Consider the following 23,165-nt stretch of genomic DNA (forward strand, 5'->3'; position numbering starts at 1 on the left):
GGCCTCAGCCGCGACCCCGCTCCTCGAACCGGGGCAACATGGCAGAAAAGTCCCGGCCCCGGCCGTCCTCGTTCTCTACGAACTGTCGGTAAAGCGCCAAGGCGGCGGCCCCCATCGGCGTATCGGCATCCGCCGCCTCTGCGGCGGCTTGCGCCAGGCCAAGGTCCTTCAGCATCAACTCCGCCGCAAAGCCCGGCTGGTAATCGTTATCCGCAGGGCTTTGCGGGCCCACGCCCGGCGCCGGGCAATAGGCGTTCATCGTCCAGCTATAACCCGAAGAGGTGGAGACGACGTCAAACATGCTCTGCCGTGACAGGCCCAATTTGTCGGCCATGGCGAAGGCCTCGCAGGTGGCGATCATGGTGACGCCAAGAATCATGTTGTTACAGATCTTGGCCGCCTGTCCGTTGCCCGCGGGCCCGCAGAGCACGGCCTTCTGGCCCATTATGTCAAACAGCGGTGTGACGGTCGCGAAGGCGTCTTCCGCGCCGCCGACCATGAAGGTCAGCGTGCCGCCTGCCGCGCCCCCAACCCCGCCCGAGACGGGGGCGTCCAGCCAGCCCAGGCCCGCCGCTTCCGCCAATGCGGCGACCTCTCGGGCCGCGTCGACCTCGACGGTGGAGCAATCGACCAGGACCGCGCCCTTGGCCATGGCCGGGATGACCTCGGCGGCCACGGCGCGCAGGATCGCACCGTTGGGGAGCATGGTGATCACCACGTCCGCCCCGGCAACGGCCTCGGCAGCAGACGCCGCGCGCGCGACGCCCTCGGGCGCCCCCGCGACGGTGTCGAACCCCACGACCTCGTGGCCTGCGGCGGCCAGGTTTGCCGCCATCGGCGCGCCCATGTTCCCAAGCCCGATAAATCCAATCCGCATTACGTTATCCTCCATTCATCCGGCCCCAAAGGCTGCAACATGCGCGCCACTTCCACCGGTGTCACATCCGTCGCCGTCCGGTGTTTCCACGAGGGCGTGCGATCTTTGTCGATGATCGCCGCGCGGATCCCTTCCAGGAAATCCCCATGTTCCATGGAGCGCGCGGTGAAACGATACTCATTGCGCAGCGCGTGCAGGATATCGTCGCGGCCCCGTGCCCGGTGCACCAGTTCGATCGTGCAGGCCATGGCGAGGGGCGAATTCCGCCCCATCATCTTGCGCGCTGCTGCCACGAAATCGGCCATGTCCTTTGGGGCATGGGACAGATCCACCAACACGTCGCGCAGGGTTTCACCGCCGAAAAGATGGTCAATCGCGTGCTGCTGCGCGGCCAAGGAGCTTTCCGGCGCGGGCTCTGCGGCGCGGTCCACTGCCTCCCAATCACCGGTGATCAACTCGACCTTCAAGGCCTCCCAGCGGGCCTCGGGCAGGTAGTAATCCGCAAACTCCGCGTGTATCGCGTCGCCCGGTCCCATGCGCGCGGCCGTCACACCCAGGTATTCCCCCAACCGCCCCGGCGCGCGCGCCAGCAGCAGCGTCCCACCGACATCCGGCACCAGGCCGATGCCGCATTCCGGCATCGCGATCTGAGAGCTTTCGCACACGATCCGGTGCGAGCCATGGCATCCGACCCCAACACCGCCCCCCATCGTGAAGCCCTGCAGAAAAGTCACCACGGGCTTGGGAAACGCGAACATCTTCGCGTTCATCCGGTATTCATCAGCCCAGAACCGGCGCCCATAGGCGAAATCACCCGCCGCCCCGGTGTCATACATCTCCTGAATGTCACCGCCCGCACAAAACGCGCGCTCACCCACGGCGTCAATCATCACCAGCGCCACCGCGTCATCCTCGGCCCAGGCATCCAGCGCGGCCTCGATCGCCAGACACATCTGATACGTCACCGCATTCAGTGCCTGGGGCCGGTTCAACGTGATCCGCCCTGCTTTCCCTTCGATGCGAATATGAATGTCATCGCCCATCGGCGCGCCGCTCCCCTGCTTCATCTTGCCAAATACAACTCAATCCCGGCCTCGCCCCCCGCGCAGGCCTCAGCCGCGATCCGCCAGCATCTGCCGTGCCACGATCATCCGCATGATCTCGTTGGTGCCTTCCAGGATCTGATGCACCCGCAGATCGCGCACGATCTTCTCGATCCCGTAGTCCGCCAGATATCCGTAGCCGCCGTGCAATTGCAGGCACTGATCGGCAATCCGCGATCCGGCTTCCGTGCAGAACTTCTTCGCCATCGCGCAGGCCTTCGTGGCATCCGGCGCCCCGGTATCGAGCTTCCACGCCGCTTGCCGCAGGAACACGCGGGCCGCTTCCAACTCGATCTCCATGTCCGCCAGCCGGAACTGGAGGGCCTGGAACTGATCGATCGGCTGCCCAAACGCCTTGCGCTCGCCCATATAGGCCAGCGTCGCGCGCAGGGCGGCGGCGGCGGCCCCAAGCGAGCAGGCGGCGATGTTCAACCGCCCCCCGTCCAGCCCCGCCATCGCATAGCGGAAGCCTTTGCCTTCTTCGCCCAAAAGGTTCGCGGCCGGGACCGCGCATTCATCCATCTGCACGGCGCGCGTGGGCTGCGACCGCCAGCCCATCTTGTCCTCCAGCCCGCCAAACGACAGGCCCGGCGCGCCGTCTTCCACGATCAGGGCCGAGATCCCGCGCGGGCCGTCCTCGCCGGTGCGGCACATCACTATGTAGGCGTCCGAGTATCCGCCGCCAGAAATGAACGCCTTGGTGCCGCTCAGCACGTAGCCGTCGTTGCTGCGCGCAGCCCGCGTCTTCAACGCTGCCGCGTCCGAGCCGCTGCCGGGTTCTGTCAAACAATAGGAGAACACCGTTTCCATGCTCAACGCTCGCGGCAGAAACGCCGCGCGCAGATCGTCCGAGCCATAGGACTCGATCATCTTCGCGCACATGTTGTGGATCGACAGGAACGCCGCGACCGATGCGCAGGACTCGGACAACGCCTCGAACACCAGCGTCGCTTCCAGGCGTGACAGGCCCGACCCGCCGTTTTCTTCCGATACGTAAAGCCCCGCGAACCCCAGTTCCGCCAGCTTCGGCCAGAGGCCCTTGGGGATGCTTTCCTCCCGCTCCCAATCGCGGGCGTGGGGCGCGATCTCGGCCTCACCAAAGGCCCGCGCCATGTCGTAAATGGCCGTGGCCTCTTCGCTCAGTGCAAAATCCATTCACCCCTCCCGGTAGAATTGAACGCTTGTTCAATTGTCCATCTTTGGGCTCGGAATGCAAGGGCAGGTGTTGCATCTGATTCGGCAAGCGCTGCCACAGAATGCCTCTGGCAACACGCGGAATTGTTGCGAAGCTGGCATCAAACTCGCAGAACTGGCGCAATTATATGCCCAAACATGTGAGAAAACATGTCTTTTGGGGCAGGTTCTTGTGTGCTGAGTTGATTGAAACCTTAAAAAAGGGTTAACATTATTTGACTGCTTTTGCAGGTTTGGGGAATAAAAATAATGAGTAAGATTTTGTCTGGGGTGGCGCTATGTGTATCCCTCGTTGTTGGCAGTGCCGCAACTGCGACAACTGTTACCTTTGATACTTTCGCGTCGACCAATCCGGATCCGCTGTCGCCAACCGTGACTATTAATGACAGTGTAGCGAACCAATTCGCCGTGACAATTGCGCTAGGCGCAGGCGATGTCGGCACATTGGGTGGTGTGTTTTTTGACGTCGCAGCGCCAACGACCTCGGTCAACGGAACGACGTATTTGGCCGTTGCGCCGACAGCCGCCGCGTTGTCAGTGTCAAATTTCACCTATCATACCGATGCCAACGGGTTTACCGCGCATGGCATTAGCACGGGCTTGTGTAGCAATAACACAAACCTGAATGGGTTTGGCGGGTCGTTGCCGCTATTCGAGATCGCCGTTTGCTATAGAAGCACGGGCAATCCGAATGGTCGTCCGACGAATGGCCTGACCTCTGTGTCGTTCATCATTTCTGACGCTACAGGGTTGCTGACGCTGGACCAATTCCAAGGTGTCGGTTTGCGGTATCAACAAGCAAGTACCCGTTCCGGAAGCGACAAGCTTTTTGGCGTTTTGCCACCGTCGCCCGTGCCGCTCCCTGCCGGAGGGTTTTTGCTGCTCGGCGCTCTGGGCGCATTGTCTGCCAGGCGACGACGCGCGACTGCCTGAGGATATTTAAAGTCATTTGTAATGATTTCGGGCGTCCCACAAGGGGCGCCTTATTTCGTCAGGTCGGCCTATAGGTCGGCATGGTATTCATCGATCAGGTGTTCCACGACGCTGCGCATGGCCGCATCGTGCGACCCGCCTGCCGCACGGGTGCCGGCGTAGACCTTGCGTTGCCGATCCGCGCTGGTCTCGGTGGCAAGAACGCGCAGGCGCTGCACCTCGTCGACACAGCCCAACGCTTCCGCATCTTCCGCCGTCAATTCTATCAGCTCCTCCGCCAGCTCCGGCAAGGGCACAACCGCCCCCCGGCCATAGTCGATCAAACCCTCGGACACACCATACCGCAGCGCCCGCCATCGGTTCTCGTTGATCAGGAACCGGTCATAGACCCGCCAGCGCTGGTTTGACGACCGCAGCCGCATCAGCATCCGCGTCAGGCATTGGATCAGCGCCGACAGCGACAACTGGTCTTCCAACCGGGGCGAGACATCGCAGATCCGCGTCTCCAGCGTCGGGAAATTGGCCGACGGGCGCAGGTCCCACCAGATTTTCGAACTGTCCTCGATCATCCCCAGTTCCACCAGCAGATCCACGGTGCGCCGGAACTCTCCGAACGAGGTGAATTCGGGCGGCAATCCGGTGCGGGGCAGGTTGTCGAACACCGTCAAGCGGTAGCTGGCCAGACCGGTGTCTCGCCCTTGCCAGAACGGGGATGACGTGGAAAAGGCCAGAAGATGCGGCAGGAAATACGTGAATTGCCGCATCAAATCGGTCCGCGTTTCGGGGTCGGGCAGGCCGACGTGGCAGTGGGCCCCGCAAATCAACATCCGCTCCACCACGCCGCCAAGGTCGCGGGCAAGCTGATTGTAGCGGTCCTTGTCGGTGTGGCTTTGATCCTTCCAGTCGGCGAAGGGATGGCAGGACACGGCGATCGGCGCGAGACCGAAGCGCGCCGCGCAGTCCGCCACGGTACGGCGCAGGCGCTTCAGATCGGTGCGCGCCTCGTCGATGGTGGCGCAAATGCCGGTGCCGACTTCGATCTGACATTGCAGGAATTCGGGGCTGACCTGCGAGGACAGTTTTTCGGCACAGGCCGCCATCAGCGCATCGGGTGCTTTGGCCAGATCGAAAGTCTCCAGATCCACAAGGAGGTATTCCTCCTCGATGCCCAAGGTGAATGCCGGTGTGTCGCCCATAGTCTTCACTCCTGTCTTCGCCCGCTCAGGAAAACCGTCGAAACGATGCGGGGCAAGAGAAAAGGGGCGTGCTGCCTCGGCAAGCCGTGCCCGGCGCTTGCAGGAACAGCCGCTGTCCAAAGCATATCGAGGGCAGAAAGGGGCCTTGAAAGATCAAACCTTCCCGCGCTGGAAGGTTGGATTCAAATCAATTCAGGCTCCGCGATCACGCCTGGGATGAGGCGCGTTGAATTCACACAAAGGAGGACAGAGAAACCCCATGAAAATCAAGGTAATCGCCCTGACCATGGTGATCATGATCGCGCTCACCGGGATGGTCGGACAATCCACGGCACAGGAGGCCGAGCGCGCGCAACCGCGTCTGTTCGTCAACCTTACGACAGACGACACTTGGTCGGCCGCCAAGGCGATCATGTTTGCCCACCGCCGCGCCCACGCCAATGGCTATGGGACGGCGATCTGGTTGAATGTCCGAGCGGTCTATCTGGCGGAAGAGGCGCGGCCTTCGAACATACCGGGTCTGATGGCCGAAGACGGCACGACGATCCACGATATGCTGCCCGATTTCATGGCCGATGGCGGCACCGTGATCATGTGTTCGGCCTGTTCCGCGGCGGCAGGACTTACGCATGAGGACTACATCGATGGCGTGGTCATGGGCACCTGGCCCGTGGTGGAAAGCTGGCTTTTCGGGCCGGATGTGCGCACGCTGGCGTGGTAATCGCGATCACCCGGAGATGCGCAACAAATACGGCCCCCGCCACGGCGGGGGTCTTTTTTGTACGAGTGACGCGGACGACGAAGCACTGCCGGGCTAGCCTTCGGGCAAACCGTCTATCTGTCTTTGCAAACTGACTTTCTTGGGCGCTTCCGGCCCGTCCCCGACGCGCCCTTCGCGACGCGGGGGGCCTCTCACGTCGCCCGTTCCGGTATCCGTCGGTCCGGATTTCCGCAATCGACCGGGCGCGGCGGCTGAGGCAATTTTCCGTCACCAGCCCCGATAGCGGGGCAGCTTTTTGACCGAAACCATTTTCAAGGACCCTCTATCATGAACCGTCGCTCTTTCCTGACCACATCCCTTCTGGCCGCCCCCGCGATCATGTCATTCAGCAGCCTTCCGGCCATTGCAGGCTCCACCGGCTCCACCTTGGTCGAGGCCGATGGCGTAAGCGCCTCGGGCACCGTCGATATTCCGGGCTTCGGCTCGGGCGGCAATGGGATCGTCAACATGGCCTTCACCGATGGGCCCGACATCAATGCCCGCTTCGGCCCCGCCGCCGTGTCCCTTTTGCAGGCCGCCGCTGCCGGGGACCGCTTCGGTGTTGTTTTCAACGGCTATAACGGCTCCGACACCCACCGTACGGCGTGGGAGTTGCAGGGCGTCAGCGCGGCAGGCGCACGGGCGCGCTTCAACGTCGATGGTGTCTTGCAGGGCGACGCCTCCGCCGTGATCGGCGGGGACCAGTTCCAGGGGGCAGGGGTGGCCGCCATGATCATGGCCGTCCTGTCTGCGGGCGCGACCCTGCGCAATTCCCCCGCGGGCCTCGTGCAGGCTGCCGTGCGGCCCCACGCTGTTCCCGCGCCAATGTCGTTCGGGCTGGAGGTAACCGTCAACGCGGTCTGACCGGTCGCCTGGCTCCGGGCCCGAAACGCGGGCTTGGGGTCACGGCTTTCCCCCATCGGGCGCGCGCAGGTAAGGTTTCCCGCCATCGCGCCGCCGCCCTTCACCGGCTATCTCTTATGCAACGCACCGAAGGAGACACTGCCATGCTCATCCGATCCATCCTGACCATTGCGGTCCTTGCGTCCTTCGTCTTTGGCGCGGCGCAGGCCGCCCCGGTGCAGCCCCTTTCCAGCGTGGCCGTCCAAGCCCGCTGACCCAAACGACCCTCCCTGTTGGACTTGCCCCTCGGAATTACCCTCCGGGGGGCTTTTTTGGGGGGGCAAGACGGTTGGTTCAGTCCTCGGACACACGACGTTTGAGGTCAGCGATAGAGGCCTCTGGACATCCGACAAGGGCCAGTGCCTCGGCCTCTTCCTCGATGATCGCAAGCGCCGGGCCGTTCAAGCCGTCCCAGCTTTTGTAAACCATATCCGCCATATGGCGAGAGATCCGCGTGGGGCAGTAGTAGACCAGCATCGACGGCATGATCGGCAGGCCCAATTCGCCCGCTTTGCGGGCCTGCAAGGCCATCAGGCGCGGGAAATCCCTTTCCACATCGGTGACACGCGACAGGTCGAGCAGGTGCTTTTGCCCCGGTTTCGCCTCGGGGTGCTGTGCGAAATCAGCGAAGACGCGGGCCGTTTCATCAATGTCGGCCCGCCCGGAATAGGTGATCAGGACAACGCCGCGGCTGGGGAAGATCTCATAGGTCAGGGGCATGCGCGCTGCTTCATTTTGTGTAAGGGCAGGGCATACTTAGGGGATCGAGCGTGACGGGGCGATCAAAAAAGACCGCCCCGCAGAAATTGCCTGTTATTCCATCACGGGAATGGTGAATTCGCCACCTTCCTTGATGCCCGAGGGCCAGCGCGATGTAACGGTTTTGGTCTTGGTGTAGAAGCGGAAGGCATCCGGCCCGTGCTGGTTCAGGTCACCAAAGGCGGATTTCTTCCAGCCGCCGAAGGTGTGATAGGCCAGCGGCACCGGGATCGGCACGTTGATACCGATCATGCCCACGTTCACGCGCGAGGCGAAATCACGCGCGGCGTCTCCGTCGCGGGTGAAGATCGCGATGCCGTTGCCGTACTCGTTATCCATCGCCAGCTTCAGCGCTTCTTCATAGGATCCCGCGCGCACCGTCGACAGGACTGGGCCGAAGATTTCCTGCTTGTAGATGTCCATGTCCGGCGTCACGCGGTCGAAGAGATGCGGGCCGACGAAGAAGCCGTCCTCGTAACCTTGCAGGCTGAAATCGCGGCCATCCACGACCAGCTCCGCGCCTTGGTCCACACCCGTCTGCACGAGGCGCAGGATGTTTTCCTTGGCCATCGGCGTGACGACGGGGCCGTAATCGACGTCATTGCCAGAGGTATAGGGGCCGACTTTCAGGGCCTCGATCTTCGGGACCAGCTTTTCGATCAAACGATCCGCCGTCTCTTCCCCGACCGGAACAGCGACCGAGATGGCCATGCACCGCTCGCCTGCCGCACCGTATCCGGCACCGACCAAAGCATCAGCGGCCTGATCCATGTCCGCGTCGGGCATGATGATCATGTGGTTCTTGGCACCGCCAAAACACTGCACGCGCTTGCCGTTGGCGCAGCCGCGCCCGTAGATGTATTCCGCGATGGGGGTGGAGCCCACGAAGCCGATCGCGCCGATCGTCTCGTTATCAAGGATCGCATCGACGCTTTCCTTGTCCCCATTGATGACCTGCAACACGCCATCGGGCAGGCCCGCTTCCTGCATCAACTCGGCCAGCATCATCGGGACAGAGGGATCCCGCTCGGACGGCTTGAGGATGAAGGCGTTGCCGCAGACCAGCGCAGGGGCCATCTTCCACAGCGGGATCATCGCGGGGAAGTTGAACGGCGTGATGCCGGCGGCAACGCCCACGGGCTGGCGCATGGAATACATGTCGATGCCGGGGCCTGCGCCGTCGGTGTATTCGCCCTTCAGGTGGTGCGGGGCACCGATGCAGAATTCCACAACCTCAAGGCCGCGCTGCACGTCGCCCTTGGCGTCGGGGATGGTCTTGCCATGTTCGCGCGACAGGGCTTCGGCCAGCTTGTCCATGTCGCGGTGCAGAAGGCTGACGAAGGCCATCATCACCCGCGCGCGGCGCTGGGGGTTGGTGGCGGCCCATTTGATTTGCGCCTCGGCGGCGTCGGCGACGGCGGCGTCAAGCTCTGCCTTGGAGGCCAGCGCGACCTTGGCCTGCACCTCGCCCGTGGCGGGGTTCCACACATCCTGCGTGCGGCCCGACGTGCCTTCGACATGTTTGCCGTTAATCCAGTGACCGATCTGTTGCATGGGAAACCCCTCCATATGTGAATTGGGCAGACTATAGCCTTGCATTTGTGCCGGGAAAAGAGACAGGTTCGCAGGATCATTTTGCAATAATGCAAGGGTAGGGCCTGTGAACTGGCCCAATCCCGAAGGGAAAAAACAATGAATTGGCCCAGTCCCGAAGGGATAAAATAATGAACTGGGACGACATGCGCGTATTCCTCGCCACGGCGCGGGCCGAAAGCCTGACGGCGGCGCGGGGCACCTTGCGCCTGGACCCGGCCACCATCGCGCGCCGCATCACGCGCCTGGAAGAGGCGGCGGGCGCGGCGCTGTTTCTCAAATCGCCGCAGGGCTACCGATTGACCGAGGCGGGCCTGCGCCTTTTGGCCCATGCGGAAGAGGCGGAAACCGCTTTGTCGCGTGGCATCGGTGCGCTGTCGGGCAGCGCCGAGCAGCTTGGCGGCACCATCCGCATCGGCGCGCCCGATGGCTGCGCCACCTACCTGTTGCCGCAGGTCTGCGCCCGCATCGCCGAGGCGCACCCGGACCTGGATCTGCAAATCCTGGCCCTGCCGCGCATCGTCAACCTGTCGCGGCGCGAGGCGGATCTGGCCATAACCGTCAGCCGGCCCAAGACGGATCGCCTCCACGGCGAACGGCTAAGCGATTACAAGCTTTCGCTGGCGGCCTCACGCGCCTTTCTTGCGGCCCACGGCGTGCCGAAATCTGTGAGCGATCTCAAGGATATGCGGATGATCGGCTATATCCCCGACATGATCTTCGACGCCGAGTTGGATTACCTGTCGGCGCTGGGTGTGACGCGGGTGCCGCTGGCCTCCACCTCGGTCTCGGTTCAGTTGCAAATGGCCCGCGCCGGGGGCGGTTTGGCCGTGGTCCATGACTTCGCCCTGCCCACGGCGCCGGAACTGACCCGCGTCTTGCCCGGCGATGTGGCGCTGACACGGACGTTCTGGCTGACCACCCACGCAGGCCCCAAAGATGCGCGGCTCGACCGGATCACGGGGTTGCTGCGGGACGGTATCCGGGATGAGATAGCCCGTCTTGAGGCCATGCCGGTTGCGCGAAATCCTTGATGGTCTGGCGGTCCAGTAACGACGCGGAAGCTCCCTCGCTCAAGATGGACGCGCGATGATGCTTGTGCAGCCGATCCTCCATGACAGATTTGTCGCGATCGTGCCCCGATCAAGCGTGGGGAAGGCGGCAGAAAGTGCGCATTTCACCAGTCTTCTTATGGGCGGCTTACAGGGGATTGAAATGACGTCGCGGCCTACGAGGCAGAGCCGTTTGTCCCGCCGGTAGGCGGACCCTTCCAGACAGGGCGGTCCGTGCCGCGCATGGTGCGTTTCGGTTCGGGGACGCTTGCCTTGTCGAGCAAGAGGATCTGGTCGTGGATGTGCATACCGCCGATCATGTTCTTGAATTCTGGCCAATTGACGTGGCCGTCGTGATACCAGTGGTGCATGTCGTCTATCAGGTCTTTCGCCATCTCAAGCGTCGTGCCCGGCCGACCGCGTCCGCCGCCAAAACTGCCCCAATAAGAGCAGGCCAAATCCTCGATGAAATATAGGCCGTTTTCGGAAAGAAGGGGCATCAAGGTCTGCAAGCTGGCCCGAATGTGCGACATTTGGTGGCTGCCGTCGTCCAATACGATATCTACGCCCCCCATTTCGTCGATTACCGACTTCAAAAATGCCCGATCGGCTTGGGATCCGATGCGTACTTGACCGGCAAGTCCATTCAATTTGGCGCATTCCGGTTCGATATCGATGCCGAACAAGACCGCGTCGGGGCCGAAATAATCGCGCCACATCTGCATCGAGCCGCCATTCTGTACGCCGATCTCGAGCATGCGGGGCACCTTGTCTCGGAAGGGGGCGAAGTAGCGGTCATACACCGGCAGATAGCTGTGCCACTTGTCGATTGCAGTGCCTTCGTTGGACCAGAAATACTGTTCGTTTACGCCCATGTCCTCAAGGGGTTTGGGGGCGGGGCCCTCAAACAGAAAATCTCGGGACTTGTTCCTCATGCCATAGCGCCCAGGCCAGATCTTGGAGGCCACGCTTCTGGCGACGGAACGAGGAAGGCGTTTGACCCAATGCACGTCAGATCCAGTGTTCGCGCGTGTGGCTGGCATAGTTCACTCCGAAATGCTGAAATGGGCGCTATGACACGTCAAAGATTGCAACACTCTAGGACTGCGAAAGTCAGCAGACAACCGTAATTGGTCTGACAGATATCGCAGAGGGTTCTGGCACTACGGTGCGGCCGCACGGTGGGGAAATCGCTGCCACAATGGGCTTTGTGTGAAGGATCCCATGGCGTCGGCAGATCCTGCCAAAGATGTGCAAAGCTTGACAGATCGCCCACCAACGGACGACGCTATTCCATAACATGAATATGAGGGAGGCTCGTCATGCTGGTACAACAGATCCTGAAAGAAAAGGCAGAGGGTGAGGTCGTCACGATCATGCCCGGCTCCAGTGTGGGAGAGGCCGCAAAAACCCTTTCGGCACGGCGCATCGGTGCGCTGGTCGTCTCGAAGGACGGGACGGATATGGCGGGGATCTTGTCCGAGCGCGACATCGTGCGGGCGATCGGCAGCGGCGGCCCGGGGTGCCTTGCGGATCCGGTGGAAAGCCTGATGACGTCCAAGATCATCTCGGCCACGCGCGATGAAACAGTCGATTCCGTGCTGGCCAAGATGACAGAGGGCCGGTTCCGCCACATGCCGGTGATGGAGGGCAACGAAATGGTCGGCCTGATCTCCATCGGGGACGTGGTCAAGGCGCAACTGGCTGAGCTGTCCATGGAAAAAGCCGCGCTGGAAGGCATGATCAAGGGCTTCTGAGCGGTCGCCCCCGCGATTGGCGCCGGGTTTGGGCCGCCGACTTGGTTGCAACCCCCGCGCCAATCGTGTTTCCGTCGCCGGGTCAAACGCGAGGGAGGCGTCCATGCGCACGGGACTATATCCGGGAACCTTCGACCCGATCACCATGGGTCATGTCGATATCATCAAGCGGGCCTGCAAATTGGTCGACAAGCTGGTGATCGGCGTGGCGATCAACCGCGATAAGGGGCCGTTGTTCACACTGGAAGAACGGGTGGCGATGGTCGAGGCGGAATGCGCCAAGATGACCGAGGCTTTCGGCACCGAGATCGTGGCCCATCCCTTCGAGAACCTTCTGATCGACTGCGCCCGAGACGTGGGCGCGGAAACCATCATTCGGGGCCTGCGGGCCGTGGCGGATTTCGAGTACGAATTCCAGATGGTTGGCATGAACCGCAAGTTGGATGCCAGCATCACGACGGTCTTCCTGATGGCCGAGGCCGAACACCAGGCAATTGCCTCGAAACTGGTAAAGGAAATCGCGCGTTTGGGCGGGGATGTGTCGTCCTTCGTGACGCCTCTGGTCAATGCCGCCCTACTTGAGAAATATCCCCGCAAAGGGCACATGAGCGCCTGAGCAAGTCACATACATCTATCTAGGAGCGCCGGAATGGCCGATATCAAAGATCCCGAGAACACTGTCCTGATCGAGCTGAAGGGGGGCACCGTCACCATCGAGCTTCTGGCCGACGTCGCACCCGAGCACACCGCGCGGATGAAGGAACTGGCCCGCGCCGGAGCGTACGATGGCGTGGTGTTTCACCGCGTGATCAAGGACTTCATGGCGCAGACCGGCGACGTGCAGCACGGCAAGAAAGAGGGCGGCGATCTGCGGCGCGCGGGCACCGGGGGCTCGGACAAGCCGGATCTTCCGGCGGAATTCTCCAAACTGCCCCACGCACGCGGCACGCTTGGCGCGGCACGCTCCAGCAACCCCAATTCGGCCAACAGCCAGTTCTTCATCAACTTCAAGGACAATGATTTCCTCAACGGGCAATACACGGTCTATGGCCGGGTGATCTCGGGGATGGAACATGTGGACGCGATCACGCTGGGTGAGCCGCCCGCAGACCCGGACGTGATGATTTCGGTCAAGGTGGCTGCGGATGCGTAAGGCGGCCCTCCTCGCTGCGCTCCTCGCAGCGGCTCCGATGGGGGCCTTCGCGATGGGGCTGGAGATCGACGTGACGGGCGAGGCAGAAGGCACGATCGTCATTGACCTGTTCGAGGACGTCGCACCGCTGCACGTGGAGCGGATCGTGACGCTGGCCAACGAGGGTGAATACGAGGACGTGGTGTTTCACCGGGTGATCGACGGGTTCATGGCGCAAACGGGCGACGTAGAATTTGGCAACCTTGGCCAGGACATGCGCTATGCGGGGCGGGGCGGGTCAAGCTATGACGATCTGCCGGCCGAGTTCTCGGACCTGCCGTTCCAGCGCGGTGCCCTTGGCATGGCGCGGTCGCAAAGCCCGGATTCGGCCAATAGCCAGTTCTTCATCGTGTTCGAGCCGGCGCTGCACCTCGATGGCCAATACACGGTCTTCGGTCAGGTCGTCGACGGCATGGACGTCGTCGACATGATCCGCCGGGGCCGGGGCCGCAATGGCGCCGTCACCGGAGAGCCGGACCGCATGACCGCCGTGCGGGTACTCGACTACGATCCCGTAGCCCCCGAGCCGGAAGAAGAGGCCGAGTCCGACTAGGCCGGTCTTGAAGGACTTCTTGACGGGCGTGTCCGCTTGAGGATGCGCCCGTTTTCGTTTGTGGGACCGGTGGATTTGCATATTTGAAGAACAAAGAGGGGCGGGCGCTTGATCATCGACGCGCGGTGGCTTAGCTGGCGCTTATGGCCAGACCTCCTCTTTTACAGCTTTCCGATATCGCCCTGACCTTCGGCGGTGATCCGGTGTTTTCCTCTCTCGATCTTGTGGTGCAGGCGGGCGACCGCATGGCGCTTGTGGGGCGCAACGGATCTGGCAAGTCGACCTTGATGAAGGTGATGGCAGGACTGGTGGAGGCAGACGCGGGCAGCCGTGTGCTGCCGGATGGGACCAGCGTTGGGTATCTGGAGCAGGACCCCGATTTTGAAGGGTTCGAGACCCTTGGCGATTTCGCACTGGCCACCCTTGGCCCGTCCGAGGCATGGCGCGTGGAGGCGGCGGCGGAGGGGCTGAAACTGCGCCTCGATGCCCGTGTGGATGCGGCCTCCGGCGGCGAGCGGCGGCGCGCGGCGCTTGCACGGTTGTTAGCCGAAGCGCCCGATCTGATGCTTCTGGATGAGCCGACCAACCACCTTGATATCGACGCCATTGAATGGCTGGAGAATGAGTTGAAGCAGACCCGCGCGTGCTTCATCCTGATCAGCCACGACCGGGCGTTTCTGAAAGCCCTGGCGCGGGGCACGCTGTGGCTTGACCGGGGCGTTGTGCGGCGGCGCGATGGCGCGTTCGACGGCTTTGAGGAATGGCGCGACACCGTCTGGGCCGAGGAAGACATGCAGCGCCACAAGCTGGACCGCAAGATCAAGGCCGAGGCGCGGTGGGCCGTTGAAGGCATCAGCGCCCGCCGCAAACGCAACCAGGGCCGGGTGCGCGCCTTGGGCGAGTTGCGCGCGGAACGCTCGGCCATGATCCGGCGGCAGGGCACGGCGGCGATGCAGTTGGAGGCGGGCAGCGCCTCGGGCAAGCGTGTGATTGAAGCGCGTGAAATCTCAAAGGCTTATGGCGACACGGTGATCTTGCATCCCTTCGACCTTCGGGTCCTGCGCGGTGACAGGATCGCTTTCGTGGGCCCCAACGGCGCGGGCAAGACGACGCTTCTGAAGATGCTGACTGGAGAGTTGGCGCCCGACACCGGCGACGTGACGCTTGGCACCGGCATCGAGATGGCGGTCTTCGATCAGACGCGCTCTGCGTTGGACCCCAACGCGACGCTGTGGGAAAGCCTGACCAACGATCCGACCCTCGGCGTCTCGGGCCGCTCGGACCAGGTTCTGGTGCGGGGCGCCCCGCGCCACGTGGTGGGCTACCTCAAGGATTTCCTTTTTGATGAGGCGCAGGCCCGCGCGCCCGTGCGGTCGTTGTCGGGCGGCGAGAAGGCGCGGCTTTTGCTGGCGCGGATCATGGCGAAGGAAAGCAATCTTCTGGTGCTGGACGAGCCGACGAACGATCTGGACGTCGAAACGCTGGATCTTCTGCAAGATCTGTTGGGGGATTACCCCGGCACCGTCCTGTTGGTGTCACACGACCGTGATTTCCTCGACCGGGTGGCAACCGCGACCGTGGCGTTGGAGGGGGCGGGCCGGGCGGTGGCCTACGCGGGCGGCTGGACCGACATGCTGGCACAACGGGGCGACAAACCGCGCCCCGATTCCGAGAAAGCGCGGACGAAGGCCGCGAAGGCCGAAGCCGCTGCCGTGAAGCCGTCGAAGGCGGCCTTGTCCTTCACCGAGAAGCACCGGCTGGAGGAACTGCCCGCCGTGATCGCACGGCTGGAGGCCGAGATCGCCAAGCTGTCCGACCTGTTGTCGGACCCGGCGATCTACACGACGCAGGCCTTGAAGGCGCAAAAGGCCTCGGACGCCCTGGCCGAGCGGCAATCCCTGCTGGAAGCCGCCGAGCTGGAATGGCTGACGCTGGAAGAGAAAGCGGGCTAACGCGCCGCGCCCAGTTGCGTGATCGCCACGCCGAGGGTCATCACCGCGATCCCGGTGAGGCGCAGGCCGGTCACGGGCGAGACCTGCGCCCCGAACAGGCCAAAATGGTCGATCGCGGCCGAGCTGACAAGCTGCCCCAACAGCACGAAGAACACCGCATTTCCGACCCCGAACGTGGGCGCCACGAAGGTGATGCTGAGCACGTAGAAGGCCACCAGAACACCCGCCAGAAACAGGTGTTTGGGTTGCGCGGGAATGGCGCGCAAGGCCTCGGGGCCGGTGACCACCATGGTCAGCGCGGCGGCTACGAAGGCGACAATGAACAGCACCGTCGCCGCCGCCGCCGGAGATCCGATGTTCGCCCCCAGTCGCGCGTTCAGCGCCGCCAGAAGCGGGATGCCGATACCTGCGGCGAACATGACAAGGGCCTGGGTCGGCATGGCGTGGGCCTTTTCTTAGGAACAGATTCCGCGGATCGGGGCATCTTCCCACGGCAGGAAAACGGGCGTGCGGTCGGCGCGGGATTGCAGGGGGGTGACGGGCATGACCTCACCGATCAGCGCCTCCAGCCGCGCGGTGCGCGCGCCGTGTGGATCGGTGGAGCGGCAGCAGACGTATTCCTCCACCAGAGAGGCTTGCTGCTCGTACCCGTAATCCAGAAACGGGCGTGGGTCATCGTTTTCGAACAGATACGGATCTTCGATTGCCGCGTGCTCGGCGAAAGCGCGGAAGGGGTGGTAGCCGGTGAGATCGCGGTTCTGCCATTGCCAGATGTGGGTCATCTCGTGGGCGAAGAACATCGCCGCCACGAGGCCGCGCGTGCCGTCGGGAAAGCGGGTGTAATCGTCGAGCACCAGATCTTCACGCAGATGCAGCGTGTTGAACAGAACGATGCCGCCGGTCTGGGACGAGACGGTCGCCGTCTGGGGCGGCGGGAAAATCCTTTCCCGGCAGGTGACGGGCGGGCGCGTGGGGTAGGTCTGGGTGATGAGGCCCACCAAGGGGTTCCGCACGATGCGCACCGGTCGAGGATCAAAGGTATCGCCCTGTAGCTCGGCCATATAGGCGGCCTCGGCGTCCGTCAGGGGGCGGCCGCAGGCGGCGAGCATGAGGGTCATCAGGATCAGGAAAACGGCGCGCATGGGGGGAGTTTGGCGGAAATCGCGGCCCTGGGAAAGCGGGTATCTGAGCGGGGGTGCTCAAGCTTGAGCACATGGGTCAAGTCGTTGAAAACGCTATATTTCGCAAGTTTTGTTAAGGATTTTTCAAGGAAGCGCAAGGGTCGCCGTGGCCGTGGCGACGGGCTTGCCAGTGTCTTCCGCGCTCAACTCGGCGCGGGCGAAGGCGAGGCTTCGGCCCGCCCGTATGATCGTCGCGCGGCACACGATCGCGCTGCCGGTGCCGGGGCGCAGGAACTGTGTGTCCAGCGTCACCGTGCCTGCGGGCACGAAATCCCCCACATAGCCCGCCAGCGCCAGCACCATGCTCGTGTCGGCCTGGGCCGCCAGCGCCTGGCCCGAGACGATGCCGCCCGTGCGCATCAGGCGTGGCGTAAGGGGCATGCGGGTGAGGGTCTGGCCCGCGTCGATCTGGATCACGTCAAGGCCCAGATCCAGCACCCATGGCGCGAAATGATCGGCCAGAAGGGTGCGGGCGGCGGCGGGGGTAAGGGTGGTATCCATGGGGCGAGGGTAAATCGCCCCATGGGGATGGTGCAAGCGCGGCCTTGGGGCGGGTTACTTGCCTTTCTTGGCGTTGCCGATATCAAGCGGCTTGCCCGCGTTGGAATTGGAGGTGGCGAGCACCTTCACCTTTTCCTTTTTGGGTTTCTTGGCCTCGCGGTTGCCGCGTGATTTTTCCTTGGACATGTGGGACTCCAGTGCGTTTGACCCCAGGGCGGGATGCCGAGGGGGACCGATTGCGTGAAGACGGCGATCAGGGTTGCCTTGCGGAGCCGGGGGCCGTGCAAGGGCGATGATGTCCGGGTAGGCGGCGGGGTGTGACCCGCTGGCGGCACGATAGCGCAGTTGGAAGGGGTTGGGTAGATGAGTCGGGGGTGGGGTGGAAGCAATCCACCGGTCAGACCGCCGCAAGGTGATGGAGCGTTATGGGTGCCCCCCACACCCTACGACACCTGTAGATCGAACACCTCGCCATCCGTCGTTTCACACACGCCGATCGCGTTGATCTGCATGCCGGTGTAACGGAATTCGCAGCGCATGGAGCGGCCGCCGTCGGACGTCAGGATCGCGGTGCCGAAGCCTGCTTCCGTCTCTGACAACAGCCGCGCCGTGCCGCGCAGCACAGAGCCGGAGGCGTAGGAGTTCAGCAGTTCCAGGCTTTGGTTCGCGCCCTCGCGCATCGCCACCCAGCGGCCTGTGAAGGTCTCAAAACGGGTGATGATCGTCATGTCGCCAGAGTTGCGCAGCGCCCCTTGGGTGATCTCGCCCGAGCCGGTCAGGCCGGTGCGGCGCGACATGATGAGGGTTTCGGGCCCGCCACCGCAGGCCGTCAGGACCAGCGCGGCGACAAGGGTTAACGCCGTTAACTTATACATCCAACTCCTCCACGAAGCGGGCGTTTTCCTGGATATACTGGAAGCGCAATTCAGGCTTCTTGCCCATGAGACGCTCCACCAGGTCACCGGTTTCGCCCGGTACGTCATCGTCCACCGACACGCGGATCAGCTTGCGCGAACCGGGGTCCATGGTGGTTTCCTTGAGGTCCTTGGCGTCCATCTCGCCCAAGCCCTTGAACCGCGAGACGTCGATCTTGCCCTTACCGCCAAGGCCTTTTTCCAGCATCTCGTCGCGCTCCAACTCGTCCAGGCAATAGACGCGCCGCGCGCCTTGGGTCAGGCGGAACAGCGGCGGGCAGGCGAGGTACAGGTGCCCGCCGTCGATCATCGGGCGCATCTGGCTGAAGAAAAACGTCATCAGCAGCGCCGCGATATGGGCGCCGTCGACGTCGGCGTCGGTCATGATGATGATCTTGTCATAACGCAGGTCTTCAAGGTTGAACTTGGTGCCCATGCCGACGCCAAGGGCTTGGCAAAGATCGGAAATTTCGGCGTTCTGGCCCAGTTTCGAGGACGCGGCGCCCAGCACGTTGAGGATCTTGCCGCGCAGCGGCAGCAGCGCCTGGTTCTTGCGGTTGCGCGCCATCTTGGCAGAGCCGCCCGCGCTGTCGCCCTCCACGATGAACAATTCGGTCCCGTCGCGCGCGGTCTGCGAGCAATCGACCAGCTTGCCCGGCAGGCGCAGTTTCTTGGTGGCGGTCTTGCGCTGAGTCTCTTTCTCTTGCTTGCGGCGCAGGCGTTCTTCAGCGCGCAGGACCAGGAAATCGAGGATCGCGCCCGCTTCCTTGGTGTTCTGCCCCAGCCAGTTGTCAAAGTGGTCGCGCACGGCCTGTTCGACCAGCCGCTGCGCCTCGGTCGTCGCCAAGCGGTCCTTGGTCTGGCCGACGAATTCAGGCTCGGAGATGAAGCACGACACCAGCGCGCAGGCCCCGGTAGACAGGTCGTCGCGGGTGATGTTGGCGGCTTTCTTGTTGCCTGCCAGCTCGCCGTAGGCGCGTATGCCCTTGAGGATCGCGGCCCAAAATCCGGCCTCATGGGTGCCCCCTTCGGGCGTGGGGACGGTGTTGCAGTAGGACTGGATGAAGCCGTCGCGCGCGGGCGTCCAGGCGATCGCCCATTCGACCGATCCCGGCACGTTGAAGCGGGGCCCGAACTCGACCTTTCCGGCGAAGGGTTTTTCGGTGTAAGTAACGGTTTTCCCGAGGGTTTCCATGAGGTAGTCGGACAGGCCGCCGGGGAAGTGGAACACCGCTTCGGCCGGGGTTTCGCCGTCATCGATGGCGGTTTTCCAGCGGATCTCGACGCCGCTGAAGAGATACGCCTTGGAGCGCACCGTCTTGATCAGGCGGGCGGGTTTGAAGCGGTGGGAGCCGAAGATCTGCTCGTCGGCATGGAAGGTGACGGAGGTGCCGCGCCGGTTGGCCGTGGCGCCGACAGCCTCCACCGGCCCCTGCGGGATCCCGCGCGAGAATTCCTGCGCGAACAGTTCCCGGTTGCGGGCGACCTCGACACGGACGTGATCGGACAATGCGTTGACCACCGAGATGCCGACGCCGTGCAAGCCGCCCGAGGTCTGGTAGGCCTTGCCCGAGAACTTGCCGCCCGCGTGCAGCGTGCACAGGATCACCTCCAGTGCGGATTTGTCGGGAAACTTGGGGTGCGGGTCCACGGGGATGCCGCGCCCGTTGTCGGTGATGGTGACGGAATAATCCGCGTTCAGCGACACCTCGATCCTTGTGGCGTGGCCTGCGACGGCCTCGTCCATGGAGTTGTCGAGCACTTCGGCGACCAGGTGGTGCAGCGCGCGTTCATCGGTGCCGCCGATGTACATGCCGGGGCGTTTGCGGACCGGTTCCAGCCCCTCCAACACCTCGATGGAGGAGGCATCATAGGCCGCTGGATCGGACGTGCCGGTGAGGAGGTCGTCAGCCATGTTTCTGCTCTATGTTGTGGGCGCTTTTCCCAATAATGGCAGGTTTGGGGGGCAGGGGAAAGAGTGCGCGAGGGGTCTATCGCATTCGCACCGCGCGCGCTGCCGTGCAACGACAGATCACGGGCGGCCCGGCCAAAGCGGGTGCCGGATCGTTGCCGTGGGCAAGGTTTGGCGGCGGCGGCCATGGGAAACGCGTTTCGGGGCAGGTCAACAAGTTGGGATTGCGCAACAAAAAACCCGCCGCGCAAATCGGCGGAGGGCGCAAGAGCCATGGCACGGGCCTGGCCTGTGCGTGCGGTGCACGTCAGAGGATATCGAAAGGGGGATGCGCGCGGCGCACGGCGGGGCGCAAGGGGGTCAGTTCGTTCCCGTGTTCACGGGGGCGGCAGCGACCGTCATGTAGAAGGGATCGGAGCCATCGAAGCCGAAATAGTGGTTCAGGACCCCGTCATCCACCAGGTTGCGCTGGTAGGCGACAGAGGCGAGGGCCACGAGCGCGACAATCTCTTCTTCGGTGATGGAGCCGGCTTCCAGCGCTTCGATCCCGTTGGTGAGGTTGGACACCAGATCGTAGTTCATCAACTCATTGGCCGCGCCATGGATGGCTTCGGCCTGAGCCTCGGTAATCGCGCCGGTCTCCAGGATCGGCTCAAAATGGCTGGCGTGGAACTGAATCCAGTTGTCGCTGAGCTGGCGGGAGCGCAACTCATCATCCATACGCATGGAAAGGACATCGAGGGTATCGGTCATGATCGCCGTCGTGGCGATTGCAAGGCCTACGGCCGCCGACGACAGGACAGTCCAGTCGATCGTCACCGCACCGCGGTCATCCGTCAGGTATCTGGTTACATGGGTCATAACGATCACTGAACTACGCCTTCATACTTGGTCTGACCGTTTTGCGCGCAGATCGGGGCAACAATGTGGCGCTTTGCGTACCATTTCGGAACAATAGAATTCGGATTGAGCAACAATCCGCAGATGACCGGGGGAGGAGCGCTTGCGAGGCGCGGCGCGGCGGACAATAAAGCGCCCATGGTGTGTTCCCCGATCACTTCCCGCTTGGCGTTGCCCACACTCGTGGCGCTCTGCGCCGGGCTGTGGCCCTCGGCCCCCTCGGCCCATCCGCATATCTTCGTGGATTCGGGCCTGCGGCTGGTGGTGGAGGGCGGCGTGGTCACGGCGGTTGAAGTCACATGGCTTTACGATGAGCTGTATTCCCTGATCTTGATGGAGGATTACGGGCTCGACCCCGATTTCGACCTGGTACTGACCGAAGAAGAGGTCGCCCAGACGCTGGGGTTCGATCTCAACTGGTCCCACGGGTTCGAGGGCGGCCTGGTGATGCATAGGGGAGAGGCAGAGCTGACGCTTGGCGCGCCGTCCCCGGTGTCGCTTGAGTTGGTCGGCGAGGGGCAGGTGCGCACCGTCCATCGCCGCGCCGTCACCGATCCGGGCGGAAGCGGGACGGTAGAGGCGCAGATCTACGATCCGGAATTCTATGTGGCCTTCGAGATGATCGGAGAGATGATCGTGGAGGGGGCCACCTGCACCCCTGAGTTGATCCGCGCAGACATCGACGCGGCCTACGCCGGGTTGGAGGCCGCGATGGACGCCATCGGCGGCGCGGTGGCGGCAGAGGACAACTTCCCCGCCGTAGGGGATCTTTTCGCCGACCGGGTGGTGTTCGAATGCGCTGGATAATGGTGGGCCTTGCGGTGGTGCTGATTGCGGCGGGCCTTGGGCTTTGGCTGTCGGGGGCGGACAGGATCGTGACGGCCTGGGCGCTGGATGGACAGCGCGAGGCGCAAGGTGCCATGGCAAGTGCCCTGCGCCGCTTGCGCGCGGGCGACGGCGCGGCGGTCGCCTCGTTGATGGCGGTGTGTTTTGGCTATGGCTTATTTCACGCGGCGGGTCCGGGGCATGGCAAGCTGTTGATCGGCGGCTATGGCGCGGCCCGGCAGGTGGGGGCGTTGCGGTTATCGCTGGTGGCGCTGGCCTCGAGCGTCGCGCAGGGGGCCACTGCGGTGGCGCTGGTTGGCGCAGGTGTCTGGCTGATCGGCTGGAGCCGGGAGCGGATGACGGACATGGCCGACGCGGTGTTCGCCCCGCTGAGCTTTGCCGCGATTGCCCTTGTGGGTCTTTGGCTGGTCTGGCGCGGTGCGCGGGGCCTGTGGCGGTTGCAGGGGAGCGTGCGCCACGGAATTGGGGGCGTCCATGATCATGCCCATGAAGGGGGTGGGGCGGCCTGTGGTCACTGCGGCCATTCCCATGGCCCCTCGCCGGAGGAGATTTCGCGTGCCGGAGGTCCCCGCGAAGTGGCGGCCCTGATTGCTGCGGTCGCCATTCGCCCCTGTACGGGGGCCTTGTTCGTGCTGATCCTGACGGCTCAGATGGGGGTGTTCTGGGCCGGTGTCATGGGGACGTTCGCCATGGCGCTGGGCACGGCGAGCGTGACGGTCGTTGTGGCGATCGCGGCGGTTGGACTGCGCCGCAGCGCTTTGGCGGGCTGGGCCGAAAGCGCGGCTTTGGCGCGGGTGCAGCCGGTACTGGAGTTGGCCGTGGGCGCGCTTGTGGCGGTGCTGGCGACGCAATTGGCACTGGCGGCGCTGTAGCGCCACAGGGGGGGGCGAGTGTGGCGGGCGTGGCGGGCGGGTCTCCGTCTCGGACGTCGCCTTGCGGCGCCTTTGCCTCGCCGGACCGCGCGCCGTGGGCGGCGCTGCCTGCGGCAGCCCCGCGTCACGGCGCGGGCGCATCGCGGCGGGTGTGGCGCTTTGGATAAAGGCGGCTTTGCGTCGCGCGCTGACCGCTTCCGTTTGTCTTCCCCCCA

General features: G+C 63.6%; 25 protein-coding genes. 11 read left to right on the plus strand and 14 right to left on the minus strand.

Translation table 11 applies throughout. From position 1 onward, the window contains the following. Nucleotides 1-4 precede the first annotated feature (4 nt). From mmsB to KUL25_RS02920, 3 genes are all read right to left on the minus strand, one after another. Nucleotides 5-877: a 3-hydroxyisobutyrate dehydrogenase gene (mmsB, locus tag KUL25_RS02910; protein WP_257891557.1), complete on the minus strand. Its 873-nt coding sequence runs from the start codon at nt 875-877 to the stop codon at nt 5-7. Beyond that, the gene (locus KUL25_RS02915) at nt 877-1,920 is read right to left on the minus strand and encodes an enoyl-CoA hydratase/isomerase family protein (protein WP_257891558.1); all 1,044 of its coding nucleotides are present in this window, start codon (nt 1,918-1,920) and stop codon (nt 877-879) included. Before KUL25_RS02915 ends, mmsB begins: the two co-directional genes overlap by 1 nt. Nucleotides 1,921-1,989: 69 nt before the next feature. Then, nucleotides 1,990-3,135, minus strand: coding sequence for an acyl-CoA dehydrogenase family protein (locus KUL25_RS02920; protein ID WP_257891559.1), 1,146 nt, complete (start codon nt 3,133-3,135; stop codon nt 1,990-1,992). Nucleotides 3,136-3,423: 288 nt separating this feature from the next. Between KUL25_RS02920 and KUL25_RS02925 the strand changes: the two genes are divergently transcribed. Continuing rightward, nucleotides 3,424-4,107 carry a VPLPA-CTERM sorting domain-containing protein gene (locus KUL25_RS02925; RefSeq protein WP_257891560.1) on the plus strand — a complete coding sequence of 228 codons (684 nt, stop codon included), beginning with the start codon at nt 3,424-3,426 and terminating at the stop codon, nt 4,105-4,107. 68 nt (nt 4,108-4,175) lie between these two features. Here KUL25_RS02925 and KUL25_RS02930 read toward each other — a convergent pair whose 3' ends face one another. Continuing rightward, nucleotides 4,176-5,303, minus strand: coding sequence for a carboxylate-amine ligase (locus KUL25_RS02930; RefSeq protein WP_257891561.1), 1,128 nt, complete (start codon nt 5,301-5,303; stop codon nt 4,176-4,178). Between the two features lie 259 nt (nt 5,304-5,562). Between KUL25_RS02930 and KUL25_RS02935 the strand changes: the two genes are divergently transcribed. After that, nucleotides 5,563-6,024, plus strand: coding sequence for a DsrE family protein (locus KUL25_RS02935; RefSeq protein WP_257891562.1), 462 nt, complete (start codon nt 5,563-5,565; stop codon nt 6,022-6,024). 327 nt (nt 6,025-6,351) lie between these two features. Then, nucleotides 6,352-6,927, plus strand: a complete 576-nt coding sequence (locus KUL25_RS02940; protein WP_257891563.1) for a hypothetical protein — start codon at nt 6,352-6,354, stop codon at nt 6,925-6,927. A 333-nt stretch (nt 6,928-7,260) separates the two neighbouring features. Here KUL25_RS02940 and KUL25_RS02945 read toward each other — a convergent pair whose 3' ends face one another. Both KUL25_RS02945 and KUL25_RS02950 read right to left on the minus strand, forming a co-directional pair. Further along, entirely contained in the window at nt 7,261-7,686 is a 426-nt protein-coding gene (locus tag KUL25_RS02945; protein ID WP_257891564.1) for a hypothetical protein, read from the minus strand. 93 nt (nt 7,687-7,779) lie between these two features. Beyond that, entirely contained in the window at nt 7,780-9,279 is a 1,500-nt protein-coding gene (locus KUL25_RS02950) for a CoA-acylating methylmalonate-semialdehyde dehydrogenase (protein WP_068365081.1), read from the minus strand. Nucleotides 9,280-9,449: 170 nt separating this feature from the next. Here KUL25_RS02950 and KUL25_RS02955 point away from each other — a divergent pair, with 170 nt between their 5' ends. Continuing rightward, nucleotides 9,450-10,352, plus strand: a complete 903-nt coding sequence (locus KUL25_RS02955) for a LysR family transcriptional regulator (protein ID WP_257891565.1) — start codon at nt 9,450-9,452, stop codon at nt 10,350-10,352. A gap of 194 nt (nt 10,353-10,546) precedes the next feature. Here KUL25_RS02955 and KUL25_RS02960 read toward each other — a convergent pair whose 3' ends face one another. After that, nucleotides 10,547-11,245: a class I SAM-dependent methyltransferase gene (locus tag KUL25_RS02960; RefSeq protein ID WP_257891566.1), complete on the minus strand. Its 699-nt coding sequence runs from the start codon at nt 11,243-11,245 to the stop codon at nt 10,547-10,549. A 447-nt stretch (nt 11,246-11,692) separates the two neighbouring features. On the opposite strand from KUL25_RS02960, the gene KUL25_RS02965 reads away from it, so the two are divergent. From KUL25_RS02965 to KUL25_RS02985, 5 genes are all read left to right on the plus strand, one after another. Next, entirely contained in the window at nt 11,693-12,127 is a 435-nt protein-coding gene (locus KUL25_RS02965) for a CBS domain-containing protein (protein ID WP_068365035.1), read from the plus strand. Nucleotides 12,128-12,230: 103 nt separating this feature from the next. Next, the gene (gene coaD, locus KUL25_RS02970) at nt 12,231-12,743 is read left to right on the plus strand and encodes a pantetheine-phosphate adenylyltransferase (protein WP_068365038.1); all 513 of its coding nucleotides are present in this window, start codon (nt 12,231-12,233) and stop codon (nt 12,741-12,743) included. 33 nt (nt 12,744-12,776) lie between these two features. Next, complete coding sequence (locus KUL25_RS02975) at nt 12,777-13,280, plus strand: peptidylprolyl isomerase (protein WP_257891567.1); 504 nt, start codon at nt 12,777-12,779, stop codon at nt 13,278-13,280. Then, nucleotides 13,273-13,872 carry a peptidylprolyl isomerase gene (locus KUL25_RS02980; RefSeq protein WP_257891568.1) on the plus strand — a complete coding sequence of 200 codons (600 nt, stop codon included), beginning with the start codon at nt 13,273-13,275 and terminating at the stop codon, nt 13,870-13,872. The genes KUL25_RS02975 and KUL25_RS02980 overlap by 8 nt, the downstream gene beginning before the upstream one ends. Nucleotides 13,873-14,015: 143 nt before the next feature. Beyond that, nucleotides 14,016-15,824, plus strand: coding sequence for an ABC-F family ATP-binding cassette domain-containing protein (locus tag KUL25_RS02985; RefSeq protein ID WP_257891569.1), 1,809 nt, complete (start codon nt 14,016-14,018; stop codon nt 15,822-15,824). Here KUL25_RS02985 and KUL25_RS02990 read toward each other — a convergent pair. The 7 genes from KUL25_RS02990 to KUL25_RS03020 form a co-directional block, all read right to left on the minus strand. Continuing rightward, a complete protein-coding gene (locus tag KUL25_RS02990) occupies nt 15,821-16,264 on the minus strand; it encodes a DMT family transporter (protein ID WP_257891570.1) in 444 nt (147 codons plus the stop codon). The genes KUL25_RS02985 and KUL25_RS02990 overlap by 4 nt on opposite strands. Nucleotides 16,265-16,279: 15 nt before the next feature. Continuing rightward, complete coding sequence (locus KUL25_RS02995; RefSeq protein ID WP_257891571.1) at nt 16,280-16,966, minus strand: hypothetical protein; 687 nt, start codon at nt 16,964-16,966, stop codon at nt 16,280-16,282. Nucleotides 16,967-17,089: 123 nt separating this feature from the next. Then, nucleotides 17,090-17,506, minus strand: coding sequence for a PaaI family thioesterase (locus KUL25_RS03000; protein ID WP_257891572.1), 417 nt, complete (start codon nt 17,504-17,506; stop codon nt 17,090-17,092). A gap of 54 nt (nt 17,507-17,560) precedes the next feature. After that, entirely contained in the window at nt 17,561-17,692 is a 132-nt protein-coding gene (locus KUL25_RS03005; RefSeq protein WP_255359640.1) for a hypothetical protein, read from the minus strand. A gap of 257 nt (nt 17,693-17,949) precedes the next feature. Next, nucleotides 17,950-18,381, minus strand: coding sequence for a hypothetical protein (locus KUL25_RS03010; protein ID WP_257891573.1), 432 nt, complete (start codon nt 18,379-18,381; stop codon nt 17,950-17,952). Further along, nucleotides 18,374-20,335 carry a DNA topoisomerase IV subunit B gene (gene parE, locus KUL25_RS03015; protein WP_257891574.1) on the minus strand — a complete coding sequence of 654 codons (1,962 nt, stop codon included), beginning with the start codon at nt 20,333-20,335 and terminating at the stop codon, nt 18,374-18,376. Before parE ends, KUL25_RS03010 begins: the two co-directional genes overlap by 8 nt. A 357-nt stretch (nt 20,336-20,692) precedes the next feature. Continuing rightward, entirely contained in the window at nt 20,693-21,193 is a 501-nt protein-coding gene (locus KUL25_RS03020; protein WP_257891575.1) for a hypothetical protein, read from the minus strand. Nucleotides 21,194-21,370: 177 nt separating this feature from the next. On the opposite strand from KUL25_RS03020, the gene KUL25_RS03025 reads away from it, so the two are divergent. Together KUL25_RS03025 and KUL25_RS03030 are read left to right on the plus strand one after the other, a co-directional pair. Continuing rightward, entirely contained in the window at nt 21,371-22,039 is a 669-nt protein-coding gene (locus KUL25_RS03025) for a DUF1007 family protein (RefSeq protein ID WP_257891576.1), read from the plus strand. Then, complete coding sequence (locus KUL25_RS03030; RefSeq protein ID WP_257891577.1) at nt 22,027-22,950, plus strand: nickel/cobalt transporter; 924 nt, start codon at nt 22,027-22,029, stop codon at nt 22,948-22,950. Before KUL25_RS03025 ends, KUL25_RS03030 begins: the two co-directional genes overlap by 13 nt. Nucleotides 22,951-23,165 lie beyond the last annotated feature (215 nt).

The sequence above is a fragment of the Gymnodinialimonas phycosphaerae genome, from assembly GCF_019195455.1.
GTDB classification, from domain to species: domain Bacteria; phylum Pseudomonadota; class Alphaproteobacteria; order Rhodobacterales; family Rhodobacteraceae; genus Gymnodinialimonas; species Gymnodinialimonas phycosphaerae.